The sequence below is a fragment of the Serratia sp. CY82433 genome (assembly GCF_052166535.1).
Classification (GTDB): Bacteria; Pseudomonadota; Gammaproteobacteria; order Enterobacterales; family Enterobacteriaceae; genus Serratia; species Serratia sarumanii.
Map to the genome: position 1 here is coordinate 194,701 of NZ_JBJNOR010000007.1, position 14,192 is coordinate 208,892.

Below are 14,192 nucleotides of genomic sequence, written 5' to 3' on the forward strand. Positions count from 1 at the left end.
ACAATGGCCGTCAGTTTAACGTATGCGGGAAAGAATATGGACCATGATGTATCGCACGCTCTGCGTGAATTCACTCAACGCTATGTCGAGTTGTGGCAACAAGAGCGCGGCCACGCGCCGGCCAGCCAGACGCTGTACGGCGTGCCGTCGCCCTGCATCGTGGAGAACCGCGAGGACGAAGTGTTGTGGTTGCCACAGCCTTTCGAACCGGCGGCGACGTTGGAAAAGGTAGAAGCCGCGCTGGAGCTGCGTTTGCAGCCGGACGCGCACCGTTTCTACACGCAGCAATACGCCGGCGACATGAGCGCGCAGTTCGGCGAGCATCGTCTGAGCCTGCTGCAGGTCTGGAGCGAAGAGGATTTTATCCGCCTGCAGGAGAACCTGATCGGCCATCTGGTGACGCAAAAGCGCCTCAAGCTGCCGCCAACGCTGTTCCTGGCGACCACCGAATCCGAGATGACGATGGTGTCGTTGTGCAACGTCAGCGGCAACGTGGTGCTGGAACAGTTCGGCAGCGATAAGCGTACCCTGCTGGCGGCGACGCTGGGGAATTTCCTCGATGCGCTGCGCCCGGTGCTGGACTGAATGGCGACGGATTCGCCGTCGCCCGTGTGCGAGATCTCTCACACGGGCTGTGAGAGATCGCTCTTAATTTTTCCCGCCTTTCTCCAGGCGATGAGATTATTGTTATCCAGATCAATTGGTTAGAATTTCTTTAGGATAACTCTTAGGCTTAATTTAGTGTGAGACACCTCCCAAACCCTTGTGATTCCGGGGAATTTAAGCGATCTTATCGTTACCGGAACGGAACCGGCGGAGCAGGAAAGCATCAGGATGATGCAGCTTCAGGAAGAACAAAGGGATGCGCTCAGGCAAGAGCGAAGGATGGCGTCAGGAGATGCCCAGGATGTTTCAGGATAGAAACCAGGGACACCTCCAGGACGGAGATTGAGAGCCGGCACAGGACTGTCGGCGGGTCAGGAAGGCTGAGGAACCGCGTCAGGACGATGCTGCAGGATGATGCAAGGATCGCTTGGTCAGGATGGCCGCAGGAAAAGTTTTCAAGGATTGAGCAGGGAGCACGCTGTGTAGCGGGATAGCTATAAAACGAACCGGGGGCACTGTTAACGCAGTGCCCCCAACTTTTTGTTCCATTCCGCCGCGCGTGCGGCCCTGCCTTAATCCCTCTTCAGCGTTAACCAATCGCGCCCAGCGTATCGCCTGCGCCCTGTTTTTTCGGCAGCAGGAACAGCGTGGCGTAGATATCCAGCAGGTAAATTGCCGCCAGCAGGCTGATGGCCGCGGTAAACGACACCTGCGTCACCAGCGCACCGATTACCAATGGCCCCAGGCCGCCGACGCCGCGCCCCAGATTGAACAGGATGTTCTGCGCGGTGGCGCGTGCCTGCACCGGGTAGGTATCGGAAATTAACGCGCCGTAGCCGCCGATCATGCCGTTGACGAACATGCCCATCACGGCACCGGCGAACAGCATCAGCGTCGGGTCGCTCAACTGGGCATAGCCGATCACCATCACCACGGCGCCGACCTGATACAGCACGAAGATCTTCCAGCGGGCGAAGCGATCGGCCAGCACGCCAAACAGCCAGATGCCGAACGTCATGCCGACTACCGTCACCGCCGTCCACAGGCCGGACTTGGTGAGCGAGAAGCCGAAGTTTTTCGCCAGGTAAGTCGGCATCCAGATCATCAGCCCGTAGTAGCCGAAGTTCTGCACCGAACAGAGAATGAAGATGCCGATGCTGGCCTTGCTGGTGGCGCGATCCTTAAACAGCAGGCGCAAACGCTGCAGGAAGGAGAGCGATTGCCCAGCGTCTTTCTGCCGTACGAATTCCTCCGGTTCACCCAGAGTGCGGCGGATCAGGAATGACGCCAGCGCCGGCAGCAGGCCGACCAAAAACATGCCGCGCCAGCCGATGTGTTCCAGCAGCAGCGGCGTCAGGAAGGCGGCCGCCAGCACGCCCAGTTGCCAGCCCATGCCGACGTAAGCCGAAGCGCGGTTGCGCTTCTCCGCCGGCCAGGCTTCGGCGATCAGCGCCATGCCGATGCCGAACTCGCCGCCCAGCCCGATGCCCGCCAGGGTGCGATAGGCCAGCAGATCCCAATATCCTTGCGCCACGGCGCACAGGCCGGTGAACAGGGAAAACATCAGGATGGTGATCGTGAGCACCCGGATTCGGCCGAAGCGATCGCTGAGGTGGCCGAAGATCACGCCGCCCAGCACCGCGCCGATCAGCGTCCAGGTGACCAGCGAACCGGCGGCCGATGAGGTTAATCCTAATTCGCTGCTGATGGCCGGCAGCATAAAGCCGAGGATCAGCAGGTCAAACCCGTCCATGGCGTAACCGGTGACCGAAGCCAGCATGGCCTTACCGGGCGTCGCGTGGTTTTTTTTCTCTGTTATTACGGACATGAATCTTTATCTGTGTGGTGAACTCGGTGGGCCTATTGTGCCGCGCGGCGGCGGACGCCACCAGATAAAAACGGCGGGCTGTCTCAGACGCGCCGAATTTGGGCTATAAAAATGCTATGCTTTGCCGCCTTTCAGCCAGCGCGCTGAATACCATGATGAAAAGAGATCGGGAATGCAGATGAGTATACATAACCAGGTGCGCCGCAGTTTGCAGGCGATTGAACAATCCATGCGCGATCTGGCGCTGTGGCAGGCCGCGCCGCCTGATCATGAGGCCTTCTCCAGCACCGAGCCGTTCTGCATCGACAGCATGTCGGCCGAAGCCTGGCTGCAGTGGGTGTTCTTGCCGCGCATGTATGCGTTGCTGGACGCCGAAGCGCCGCTGCCGACGCGCTTCGCCATCACGCCTTATTTCGAAGAGGCGTTGAAAGATCGTGAACCGAGCAGCCTGCCGCTGCTGGTGCTGCTGCAACAGCTGGATTTGATGTTGAATAAAGCGCCGTAATTCGCCGGCGGCGCGCAGATTTTTGCCGCCCGGCAGTGTAGAGTACTCGCGCGGATGCCGGGCAGGAGAGCCGAAGGCGTCTTTCGGCTCGGTTGAACCGCGGCGGTTGACCGGGGGCTGCATTAGGATGATGAGGTGCTGCAATAATGGATTTATTAAGGTTTATCCTGCGTTTGCCTTTTACCCTGGTTAAGGGCGTTTGCCGCCTGCTGGGCGGGATTTTGTCGCTGTTGGGGCGGTTGCTGAGACCGCTGGTCGGCAACCTCAGCTGGCGTGCGCCGGCCTGGTGGGCTGCGCTGCTGCGCGGTTTTTTGCGGCTCGAAAGCGGCGTAGATAAACACCCGAAAGCGATCGGTTTGGGCTTGCTGCTGCTGGCGGGCGCCACAGGCGGCGCGTTTTACGGCTGGCACTGGTGGCAAAACCGCCCCCAGCCCATCGAACCGGCGCCAATGGCGGTTCAGGAGATCAGCGCCGAGTTGGCCAACCCCGAGCTGATAGACTACGCCGCCGCCCGGCAGGCGCCGCAAACGGTGAGCCTGACCTTCAGCGGCTCGGCCGCGGCAATAAGCGCGGTGGGTAAAACCGTGAGCGCCGGCATCATCCTCAAACCGGCTGCAGAAGGGCAGTGGGCGTGGCGCAATGAGTCGACGCTGGTGTTCACGCCGAAAAAACCGCTGCCGATGGGCGCGAAATATGACGTAACCCTCGAGCCCGCCACCTTGCTGGCGCCGCAGGTCAAGCTCGCCAAAACCCGCTATGCCTTCACCGTGCCCGCGTTCGATTACCGCCTGGGGCAGGCCGAGTATTACCGCGATCCGCAAGATGCGCAGAAACGCAGCGCGATTTTCAATTTGCAGTTCAATGCGCCGGTCGACGTCGCCAGCTTTGAAAAACAGATTTCGCTGGGATTGAAGGAGGGCAGCGCTTCCTCCGAGAAAAAGCTGAACTTCTCCCTGGTCTATGACGAGAAAAAACTGAACGCCTGGGTGCATTCCGAGCCGCTGCAGGCGCTGGATCAGGGCGGTGCTGTGCATCTGACCGTCGGCAAAGGCGTTAAATCGACGGCGGCCGGCAATGCGGTCGCTGAGGCGAAAAGCAACTGGGTCAAAGTACCGACGCTGTACAGCCTGGCGCTGAGCGACGCCAGCGCCCAGGTGGTGGATACCGACGGCGGCCAAGGGCAGCGTGCGCTGGTGGTCGGCTTCAGCGATGCGGTGAAGGATAAAGAGCTGGCGCGGGCCACCAAAGCCTGGCTGCTGCCGCAGCACGATCCGAGCGATGCCGAGACCGCCAACGATGCTGAAGATTTCTATCAATGGACGGTCGACAGCGTCGGTAAAAACGTGCTGGCGCAGGCGACGGCATTGCCATTGACGCTTAACGAGGCGGAAGAGGCCTACCAGCCGCAGTTCAGCTTCCGCTTTGAAGCTCCGGCGCACCGCTTCGTGCTGATCGAGATAGACAACCAGCTGGTCTCCGTCGGCGGTTACAAAATGCCGAAGAAGGTTTATCGAGTGGTCGAAGTGCCGGAGTTCCCGAAATCGCTGCAGTTCATGTCCGCAGGCTCGCTGCTGTCGGTCAACGGCGACAAACAGATCAGCGTGGCGGCGCGCAACGTGGCGGGCCTGCGGCTGGACATCAAGCGGGTGATCCCGAGTCAGCTGCAGCACATCGTCTCCTTCAAAAGCCGGGAATACTCGTCAACGGAATTCAACCGGCTCAACGACGAATATTTCACCGAGCATTTCAAATACCAGACGGCGCTCAACAACGAGCGGCCGGGGGAAGTGAACTATCAGGGCATCGATCTCTCCCGCTATCTCTCCACCAACGCCAGTTCCCATCGCGGAGTATTCCTGCTGACGCTGTCCGAATGGCAGCCGAACCGGAAACCGGCGGCGGAAGAGGCGGGCGCCGAGCCAGAACAGGAACCGGACGAGAGCACCGGGGAAGATCAGCCCGACGTCGGCGATTCGCGCTTTGTGGTGGTGACCGATCTGGGCATCGTCGCCAAGAGCTCGCAGGATAAGACGCGCGACGTCTTTGTGCAGTCGATTCAAAGCGGCGCGCCGGTCAGCGGCGCCAACGTGTCGGTGGTGGCCAAAAATGGCGTGACGCTGCTCAGCCAAACCACCGGGGCCGACGGCCACGTGCGTTTCCCGGCGCTCGACGTGTACACCAACGAGCGCCAGCCGGTGATGTTCCTGGTGGAAAAGGAGGGGGATGTCTCCTTCCTGCCGACCGGCAGCTATAACGATCGCGGGCTGGATTTCTCGCGCTTCGACGTCGCCGGTGAACAAACGCCGACCGATCCGCGCACGCTCAGCAGTTACCTGTTCTCCGATCGCGGCGTTTATCGGCCGGGGGATACCTTTAACATCGGCCTCATCACCCGCGCCGCCGACTGGGGCGTTGGCCTGGCCGGCGTGCCGGTGCGCGCCGAAATCCGCGATCCGCGCGACAAGCTGATGACCACCGTGCCGCTGACGCTGGGCGCCAGCGGTTTCAATGAGCTGAGCTATACCACCGATGAAAACTCGCCTACCGGCGAGTGGAACGTCTATCTGTATCTGATCGGCAAAAACAACGATACCTCCACGCTGCTCGGCCATACCGCGGTCAATGTGAAGGAGTTCGAACCGGATCAGCTGAAAGTGAAGCTGGCGCTGACGCCGAACCGCCAGCAAGGCTGGGCCAAACCGTCCGAGCTGAAGGCCAGCATCGATGTGCAGAACCTGTTCGGCACCCCGGCGCAGGATCGCCGCGTGAGCACCAGGCTGACGCTGCGGCCGATGTATCCGAGCTTCGATCGCTTCCCGGATTATGCGTTCTATGAAAATCGGCAAAACAGCGACGGGTTCGAAACCGAGCTGGAAGATCGCACCACCGATGAGCACGGCGCGGCCGATATCCCGCTCGATCTGAAATCCTACGCCGACGCCACTTATCAGCTGCAGCTGCTGTCGGAGGCGTTCGTCGCCGGCGGTGGGCGCTCGGTGGCGGCGACCGCCCGCACGCTGGTTTCGCCTTACGATTACCTGATCGGGGTGAAGGCGGACGGCGATCTGGGCTACATCAACCGCGACGCGGAGCGCCATCTGAACGTGATCGCCATCGATCCGGACCTGAAACAGATCGCCATGCCGAACCTGAAGCAGGTGTTGATCGAGCAGAAATACATTTCGGTGCTGACCAAACAGGATTCGGGCGTTTACAAATACCAGTCGAAGATGAAGGAAGTGCAGCTGTCGGAACAGCCGCTGGCGCTGAGCGGGCAGGGCGCGGATCTGCGGCTGGCGACCGATAAGCCGGGCGACTTCGTGCTGGTGATTGAAGATGCGCAGGGCAAAACGCTCAACCGCGTCGCCTACAGCGTGGCCGGCAACGCCAACCTGAGCCGTTCGCTGGATCGCAACGCCGAACTGAAGCTGAAACTGAACCAGGCGGAATACCAGCCGGGCGAAGAGATCGAGGTGGCGATCAACGCGCCTTATACCGGCAGCGGCTTGATCACCATCGAGAAGGACAGGGTTTACGCCTGGCAGTGGTTCCACACCGACACCACCAGCTCGGTGCAGAAGATCCGCGTGCCGGCCGGCATGGAGGGCAACGGCTACATCAACGTGCAGTTCGTGCGCGATATCAACTCCAGCGAGATCTTCATGAGCCCGCTGAGCTATGGCGTGATGCCGTTCAAGATCAGCACCAAGGCGCGGCAAAACAGCCTCGAGGTGACGGCGCCGGAGGTCATCAAGCCGGGTGAAAACCTGACGATGACGGTCAAGACCGACGCGCCGCAGCAGGTGGCGCTGTTCGCCGTCGATGAGGGCATTCTGCAGGTGGCGCGCTACCGCCTGAAGGATCCGCTGGAGTTCTTCTTCAGCAAGCGCGAACTGAACGTGAGCAGCTCGCAGATCCTCGATCTGATCCTGCCGGAATTCAGCAAGCTGATGGCGCTGACCGCGGCGCCGGGCGGCGATGCGGGCGAGGGGCTGGATCTCAACCTCAACCCGTTCAAGCGCAAGCGCGACAAGCCGGTGGCCTATTGGTCCGGCATTACCGAGGTCAGCGGCGAGAAGCAGTTCGTTTACCCGGTGCCGGACTACTTCAACGGCAAGATCCGCGTGATGGCGATTTCGGTGACCCCGGAGAAAATCGGCAAGGCGCAAACCGCCGCCACGGTGCGCGACAATTTCATCATGACGCCGAACGTGCCGGCGATGGTGGCGCCGGGTGACGAGTTCGACGTCAGCGTGGGCGTCAGCAACAACCTCGACGGGCTGAACGGTCAGTCGGTGGCTATCAATGTCCTGCTGACGCCGCCGCCGCAGTTGGAGGTGGTGGGCAACGCGACGCAAAGCCTGACGCTGGCGGAAAAACGCGAAGGCGTGATCGCTTTCCGCCTGCGCGCCAAAGCCGTGCTGGGCGATGCGCCGCTGGTGTTCGACGCCCGTTACGGCGACCAGGCCAGCCGCCGCACTGTCAGCACCTCGGTGCGGCCGGCGGCGCCGTACCGTACCCAGTCGGTGATGGGGCGCATGAGCGGCGGCAGTCAGAACGTCGATGGCCTGCGCCAGATGTTTGACGCTTTCGCGCAGCGCCGGGCGGCGGTATCTAATTCGCCGCTGGTGCTGACCAGCGGGCTGGCGCAGTACCTGGCGGATTACCCGTATTACTGTTCCGAGCAGATCGTCAGCCGCTCCATTCCGCTGATGCTGCAGAGCCGCCACCCCGAGATGAAAAGCAGCCTGAGCCAGGCGGAAGTCAGCAAGCAGCTGCGCAACCTGCTTGGCGTGCTGCGCGCGCGCCAGAACGACAGCGGAGCGATCGGCGCCTGGCGTTCGTCGCCGGATGCCGATCCTTTCGTCACGCCTTATGTGGTGCAGTATCTGCTCGAAGCCAAAGCGGCGGGCTACGCCCTGCCGGAAGGCATGCTGGACGAGGCCAACGGCGCATTGCGCGAGCTGGCGGCCAGCGGATTCGACGATCTGTATCTGCTGCGCCTGCGCAGCTGGGCGGTTTACCTGCTGACGCTGCAGGGCGAAGTGACCACCAACTCGCTGGCGGCGGTGCAGGATACGCTGCAAAAACGCTATGGCGAAGGGTGGAAAACCGATCTGAGCGCGCTGTATCTGGCTTCTTCCTATCGGTTGTTGAAGATGGACGACGAAGCCGCCGCGCTGTTGCAACCGAGCTGGCAGCAGCTGAGCAAGGCGTATGACAGCGCCTGGTGGACGCAGAACTATTTCGATCCGCTGGTGCAGGATGCGACGCGGCTGTATCTGATTACCCGTCACTTCCCGGAGAAGGTGGCGTCGATCCCGCCGCAGGTGCTGGAGAATATGGTCAAGGCGCTGAAAGAAGAGCGTTATACCACCTACTCCTCCGCGATGAGCATTCTGGCGCTGGAAAGCTATTCGGCCCAGGTGGCGGCGCAATCCGCCAATGCGGACGCCTTGGGCATCGTGCAGGTAGGCAAAAGCGGCGGCGAGCCGCAGCGCATCAGTGAGCTGCAGGGGTTGTTCGTTCAGGGGCAGTTCAACGCCGATGCCACCGCGGTGCGCTTCACCAACGGCGGCAATGCGCCGGCCTGGTATGTGGTGACGCAGGCCGGTTACGACCTGAATGCGCCGCAAAAAGCGCTGTCGCGCGGCATTGAGATCGTCCGCGATTACACCGACGAACAGGGCAAGCCGGTGACGCAGGTGACGCTGGGGCAGAAGATCAACGTCCATCTGAAGGTGCGCGCCAACTCGAAAGAGGGGCAGAGCAACCTGGCGATCGTCGATCTGCTGCCGGGCGGGTTCGAAGTGGTGCAGCAGACGCCGCCGGAACCGGCCGATGCCGGCGAGGAGAGCGAAGAACGCGGCGGTTGGCAGTCGCCGCTGGCCGCTACCGGCTCCACTTGGGCGCCGGATTACAGCGATATCCGTGAAGATCGGGTGATTATCTATGGCAGCGCCGGCACCGAGGTGCAGGAGTTCGTCTATCAGATCAAGGCCACCAATACCGGCAGCTTTATTGTTCCACCGGCCTACGGCGAAGCCATGTATGACCGTGAAGTACAGGCGATGTCGGCCGGCGGCGGCAAGCTGGTGGTGGTGCCGGCGGGCAACGACTAGGCCGGCTCCGGCGCCAGGCCAGCGTCTGGCGCCGGGGTGGTGAGAACGTATGAAGATCCTGACCGGGCGCGTGCTGCAAAACGGCTTGATGGCGGTGTTTTTACTGGCGCTGCTGCTGGCCGCGATTCGGCTGTGGCCGCATCCGCCCCTGTGGCAGGGGCTGCCGCAGTCTTCCGTCTATTACGACAGGCACGGCGCGCTGCTGCGCATCACCCTGGCCAACGACGACCGCTACCGGCTGTGGACGCCGCTGGAGCAGGTGTCGCCGTTGGCGGTGCGCGGGCTGCTGCTGCACGAAGACCGCTGGTTCTACTACAACCCCGGTTTTAACCCCGTCAGCCTGATGCGCGGCTTCTGGCGCAGCTATGTCGCCGGCGGCAAAATGCAGGGCGGATCGACCATCAGCATGCAGCTGGCGCGCATGCGCTGGCATCTCAACACCCGCACGCCGGGCGGCAAGTTGCTGCAGGTGCTGCGTGCGGTGCAACTGGAACTGAGCTACTCCAAGCGCGATATCCTGGAAGCCTACCTGAATTACGCCCCTTACGGCCGCAACATCGAAAGCATCGGCGCCGCCAGCCTGATCTATTTCGCCAAGTCGCCGAAGGATTTGACCCTGCCGGAGGCGCTGACGCTGGCGGTGCTGCCGCAGTCGCCCAGCTACCGTCTGGAGCCGAAAACCGGCGTGCTCGGCGCCGCGTTGACCCAGGCGCGCAACCGTCTGTTCCAGCGCTGGCAGCGGGTTTACCCCACCGACGCCAGCCAGCAAACGCTGTTCCGCCTGCCGCTGGCGCTGCGCCAGCCCGAACAAGTGCCCTATATCGCGCCGCACTTTATCGAACAGCTGCGCCAGCAGACGCAGCAACTGGTGCAGCGCGATACCCGCGTCGACACCACGCTGGACGCCGGGTTGCAGCGGCTGGTTGAGCGGCAGGTCAATGCCTTTATCGCCCGCAACCGCAGCCGCGGCATCCAAAACGCCGCGGTGCTGCTGGTGGACAGCCGCGATATGGGGGTGCGCGCGCTGGTGGGATCGGCGGATTATTACAATCGGCCGATCCAGGGGCAGGTGAACGGCACCAACGCCAAGCGCTCGCCGGGTTCGACGCTCAAACCGTTCATCTACGCGCTGGGCATGGAGCAGGGCGTGCTGCATCCGATGACCATCCTGAAGGACGTGCCTTCGTCGTTCGGCGCCTATGCGCCGGAAAATTTCGACCGGCGTTTTCTCGGCCCGGTGACCGCCACCGACGCGCTGAATTTCAGCCGCAACATCCCGGCGGTGTATGTTGCCTCGCAGCTGCGCCAGCCGACCTTTTATCAGTTTTTGCGCCTGACCGGCGTCGCCAATATGGCCAACGAAAGCCACTACGGGCTGTCGCTGGTGCTGGGCGGCGGCGAGGTGACGACGCAGGAATTGGCGAAGCTGTATGCGTTGCTGGCGAACCGCGGCGAGCTGCGGCCGCTTCGTATGCAGCTGAAAGAGGCCGAATCGACGCCGGTGCGGCTGCTGAGCGAGGAGGCCAGTTTCATCACGCTGGATATGCTGCGTCAGCACCGGCGGCCGGGCGATACGCTGGCGCAGCGTTCTTCTTCGCTGCCGGTGTACTGGAAGACCGGCACTTCCTGGGGCTTTCGCGACGCCTGGAGCGTCGGGATTTTCGGCCCTTACGTGCTGGTGGTGTGGGAAGGCAACTTCGACGGGCGCGGCAACAATGCGTTGGTCGGCGCCGAGGCGGCCGCGCCGCTGTTCTTCAACATCATCGACAGCGTCAATGCCAGCTACCCTGGCCTGCGGGAACCGAAGCACCCGTTCCCCCAACGGCTGCGGCGGGTGGATATTTGCCTCGCCAGCGGCGATCTGCCGACGCCGTGGTGCCAGCAGAAGGGCAAGACCTGGTTCATTCCCGGCAAGTCGCCGATCAAGGTCGACAGCGTCTATCGGCCGGTGGTGCTGGATATTCACAGCGGCGAGGTCGTTTGCCCGCCGTATGACGCGGCGCAGACCCGCACCGAAATCTTTGAGTTCTGGCCTTCCGATCTGGCCAACGTGTTCGCCCAGGCCGGGCTGCCGAAGCGGGCGCCGCCGGTCAACCGCTGCAAGGACAACGGCATCGCCGTCGGCGGCAACGCGCCGCGCATCACTTCGCCGCTGAAAAACACCACCTATACCCTGCGCCAATCGCAGCAGGGGCGAGATAAAATCGCCTTCAACGCGGTGACGGACGCCGACAGCAAGACGGTGTACTGGTTCGTCGACGATATCTATCTCGGCAGCAGCGCCAGCAAAAAGCCGATCGACTGGCGGCCGATCGACAACGGGCGCTACCGCATTCGGGCGGTGGACGATCGCGGCCGCGCCGATACGCGGCTGGTGACCATCGAATGGGTGAACTAGCGCTGAGCCGCACGCCTGTTATACTCGCGCCCGAAACGGCTATTTACCTGGGAAAGCGATGTGATTGAGATTTTGTATCAGGATGAACACCTGGTGGCGGTGAACAAGCCGTCGGGTTGGTTGGTGCACCGCAGTTGGCTGGATCGTCATGAGACCCGCTTTATGATGCAGACGGTGCGCGATCAGCTCGGGCAGCACGTCTTTACCGTGCACCGTCTCGATCGCCCGACTTCCGGCGTGCTGCTGATGGCGCTCTCCAGCGAGGTGGCGCGCCTGCTGTCGCAGCAGTTCGAGCAGCATCAGGTGCAGAAAACCTACCATGCGGTGGTGCGCGGCTACGTGCAGGAGGGGGCGACCCTCGACTACCCGCTGACGGCGGAGCTGGACAAAATCGCCGATAAACATGCCGATGCCGATAAAGGGCCGCAGCCGGCGGTGACGCACTACCGGCCGCTGGCGCAGGTAGAGATGCCGGTGGCCGTCGGCCGCTACGACAGCGCGCGCTACAGCCTGGTGGAGCTGCAGCCGGAAACCGGCCGCAAGCACCAGCTGCGGCGCCACATGGCGCACCTTCGCCATCCGATCATCGGCGACAGCAAGCACGGCGATCTGCGGCAGAACCGCGGCATGGCGCAGCATTTCGGTTGCCCGCGCCTGATGCTGCACGCCAGCCATCTGCAGCTGACGCACCCGGTGACCGGTGAGCCGCTGCGGGTGACGGCGCGCTGGGACGAAGACTGGCAAGGGGTGATGGCGCAGTTCGGCTGGGCGGGAGTATTCCCTGAACTTGCCGGGGTTGAGTTTAGCGCGGCTAACGGTCAGGATAGCTGACAATTTTTAAAGGTAATGAAGGGAGTAGGAGCCATGGCTCAGGTTGGTATCTTCGTGGGAACGGTCTACGGCAATTCGCTGCTGGTGGCGGAAGAGGCGCAAAACATCCTCAGCGAACAGGGCCATGAGGTCAAACTGTTCGAAGAGGGCACGCTGGAGGCCTGGCAGTATTATCGTCAGCACTACGCGCTGGTGATTACCTCCACCACCGGGCAGGGCGATCTGCCGGACAGCATCGCGCCGCTGTTCCACGCCATTCGCGATCAGGTCGGCTACCAGCCGGAGCTGCGCTATGGGCTGATCGCCCTCGGCGACAGCAGCTATGACAACTTCTGCGGCGCCGGGCGCACGTTCGACGCGCTGCTGCAGGAGCAGGGCGCTACCCGCGTTGGCGAAGTGCTGGAGATCGATGCGATGGAACAGCCGGAGCCGGAAGTGGCCGCCTGCCCGTGGGTCGAGCAGTGGGGCACGCTGCTGCAATCGTAAAGTAAAAAGGCGCCGCGAAAGGGCGCCTTGGCGATGATGCGGGTCAACCGATCCGCATTACTTGCCGCGGGTGAGTTTTTCCAGATCGGCTTCGATCTCGGCAATCTTGTGCGACACCACGCCTTCGAGATGGCGCAGGTCGTCGAGGATTTTACGCTTCAGATCCACTTCCACCTGATCGCGTTGGCACAGCTGATCCAGTTCGTCGATCACGTAACGCAGGTTCGGGTTGATCTCGTGAATTTCCTTGTAGCCCTGGCCGGCGTTGTCCGCCACCACGGTTTTACGCTGGCGCGGGTACTTGAACTTCACGCTTTTAGCGAAGAACTCGCCCTTGTCCTTGCGGAAATAGATCTTGAGGATGTCGTTGTTGGCCTCTTGACGCAGGCTATAGCGATCGACGTCTTCCGGTTGATTGATGCCCAAACTCTTCAAGTTATCGTACATACTGCGCCCTCTTTAGATGTGATCGTTATATTCCACGACTGCGATTATGGCGGAAAGCGAGATTTGCGACTGTGACTGCCAGCGAAACGCAGACAAAAAAATAGCGGGTGAATCACCCGCTATTTCAATTTAGTCGATAGTGCGCAATAACTCATTAATGCCGACTTTACCGCGCGTTTTGGCGTCGACCTTCTTGACGATCACCGCGCAGTACAGGCTGTAGGAACCGTCTTTCGAAGGCAGGTTGCCGGAAACCACCACCGAACCCGCCGGTACGCGGCCGTAATGGATTTCGCCGGTCTCGCGGTCATAGATACGGGTGCTCTGGCCGAGGTACACGCCCATCGAAATCACCGAGCCTTCTTCCACGATCACGCCTTCCACCACTTCGGAGCGCGCGCCGATGAAGCAGTTGTCTTCGATGATGGTCGGGTTGGCCTGCAGCGGCTCCAGCACGCCGCCGATGCCGACGCCGCCGGACAGGTGAACGTTTTTGCCGATCTGAGCGCAAGAACCGACGGTGGCCCAGGTGTCGACCATGGTGCCTTCGTCGACGTAGGCGCCGATGTTAACGTAAGACGGCATCAGCACGGTGTTGCGCGCGATGAACGCGCCCTGGCGCACGGTGGCTGGCGGCACGACGCGGAAACCTTCCTTCTGGAAGCGCGCTTCATCGTAGTCGGCGAACTTCATCGGCACCTTGTCGTAGTAGCGGGTTTCCGCGCCGTCCATCACCTTGTTGTCGTTGATGCGGAAAGAGAGCAGCACGGCTTTCTTCAGCCACTGATGGGTGACCCATTGACCGTCGATCTTCTCGGCGACGCGCAGGGCGCCGCTGTCCAGCAGGCCGATCACCTGGTTTACCGCTTCGCGCGTTACGGTGTCTACGTTCGCCGGGGTGATGTCCGCACGGCGCTCGAAGGCGCTTTCAATAACGTTCTGTAATTGCTGCATGCTGTTCTCTTTCCT

9 protein-coding genes are annotated in these 14,192 nt (G+C 61.9%); 6 read left to right on the top strand and 3 right to left on the bottom strand.

Annotated elements, in window-relative coordinates; all coding sequences use genetic code 11:
• Positions 1 to 36 precede the first annotated feature (36 nt).
• Entirely contained in the window at positions 37 to 585 is a 549-nt protein-coding gene (syd, locus tag ACJ8PI_RS23065) for a SecY-interacting protein (protein ID WP_164134895.1), read from the top strand.
• A gap of 610 nt (positions 586 to 1,195) precedes the next feature.
• Here syd and ACJ8PI_RS23070 read toward each other — a convergent pair.
• Positions 1,196 to 2,434: an MFS transporter gene (locus tag ACJ8PI_RS23070; RefSeq protein ID WP_164134894.1), complete on the bottom strand. Its 1,239-nt coding sequence runs from the start codon at positions 2,432 to 2,434 to the stop codon at positions 1,196 to 1,198.
• A 178-nt stretch (positions 2,435 to 2,612) separates the two neighbouring features.
• Here ACJ8PI_RS23070 and ACJ8PI_RS23075 point away from each other — a divergent pair, with 178 nt between their 5' ends.
• The 5 genes from ACJ8PI_RS23075 to ACJ8PI_RS23095 all read left to right on the top strand — a co-directional run bounded on the left by ACJ8PI_RS23075 (position 2,613) and on the right by ACJ8PI_RS23095 (position 12,776).
• Positions 2,613 to 2,939, top strand: a complete 327-nt coding sequence (locus ACJ8PI_RS23075; protein ID WP_033654135.1) for a YqcC family protein — start codon at positions 2,613 to 2,615, stop codon at positions 2,937 to 2,939.
• A gap of 146 nt (positions 2,940 to 3,085) precedes the next feature.
• The gene (locus ACJ8PI_RS23080; RefSeq protein WP_164134893.1) at positions 3,086 to 9,061 is read left to right on the top strand and encodes an alpha-2-macroglobulin family protein; all 5,976 of its coding nucleotides are present in this window, start codon (positions 3,086 to 3,088) and stop codon (positions 9,059 to 9,061) included.
• 49 nt (positions 9,062 to 9,110) lie between these two features.
• Positions 9,111 to 11,459: a penicillin-binding protein 1C gene (gene pbpC / locus ACJ8PI_RS23085; protein ID WP_164134892.1), complete on the top strand. Its 2,349-nt coding sequence runs from the start codon at positions 9,111 to 9,113 to the stop codon at positions 11,457 to 11,459.
• A gap of 60 nt (positions 11,460 to 11,519) precedes the next feature.
• The gene (truC, locus tag ACJ8PI_RS23090) at positions 11,520 to 12,290 is read left to right on the top strand and encodes a tRNA pseudouridine(65) synthase TruC (RefSeq protein WP_033654120.1); all 771 of its coding nucleotides are present in this window, start codon (positions 11,520 to 11,522) and stop codon (positions 12,288 to 12,290) included.
• Between the two features lie 33 nt (positions 12,291 to 12,323).
• On the top strand, positions 12,324 to 12,776 hold the full coding sequence (locus ACJ8PI_RS23095) for a flavodoxin (protein WP_060431462.1): 453 nt from the start codon (positions 12,324 to 12,326) through the stop codon (positions 12,774 to 12,776).
• A 57-nt stretch (positions 12,777 to 12,833) separates the two neighbouring features.
• On the opposite strand, the gene ACJ8PI_RS23100 is transcribed toward ACJ8PI_RS23095, so the two are convergent.
• Positions 12,834 to 13,223: a DUF3461 family protein gene (locus ACJ8PI_RS23100; protein ID WP_004931929.1), complete on the bottom strand. Its 390-nt coding sequence runs from the start codon at positions 13,221 to 13,223 to the stop codon at positions 12,834 to 12,836.
• Between the two features lie 129 nt (positions 13,224 to 13,352).
• Positions 13,353 to 14,177 carry a 2,3,4,5-tetrahydropyridine-2,6-dicarboxylate N-succinyltransferase gene (gene dapD / locus ACJ8PI_RS23105; protein ID WP_004931932.1) on the bottom strand — a complete coding sequence of 275 codons (825 nt, stop codon included), beginning with the start codon at positions 14,175 to 14,177 and terminating at the stop codon, positions 13,353 to 13,355.
• Between the last annotated feature and the right edge of the window lie 15 nt (positions 14,178 to 14,192).

Bases quoted from the DNA above. Each gene is read 5' to 3' on its own strand.
- syd (WP_164134895.1), top strand. From the start codon at position 37: ATGGACCATGATGTATCGCACGCTCTGCGTGAATTCACTCAACGCTAT.
- ACJ8PI_RS23070 (WP_164134894.1), bottom strand. From the start codon at position 2,434: ATGTCCGTAATAACAGAGAAAAAAAACCACGCGACGCCCGGTAAGGCC.
- ACJ8PI_RS23075 (WP_033654135.1), top strand. From the start codon at position 2,613: ATGAGTATACATAACCAGGTGCGCCGCAGTTTGCAGGCGATTGAACAA.
- ACJ8PI_RS23080 (WP_164134893.1), top strand. From the start codon at position 3,086: ATGGATTTATTAAGGTTTATCCTGCGTTTGCCTTTTACCCTGGTTAAG.
- pbpC (WP_164134892.1), top strand. From the start codon at position 9,111: ATGAAGATCCTGACCGGGCGCGTGCTGCAAAACGGCTTGATGGCGGTG.
- ACJ8PI_RS23095 (WP_060431462.1), top strand. From the start codon at position 12,324: ATGGCTCAGGTTGGTATCTTCGTGGGAACGGTCTACGGCAATTCGCTG.
- ACJ8PI_RS23100 (WP_004931929.1), bottom strand. From the start codon at position 13,223: ATGTACGATAACTTGAAGAGTTTGGGCATCAATCAACCGGAAGACGTC.
- dapD (WP_004931932.1), bottom strand. From the start codon at position 14,177: ATGCAGCAATTACAGAACGTTATTGAAAGCGCCTTCGAGCGCCGTGCG.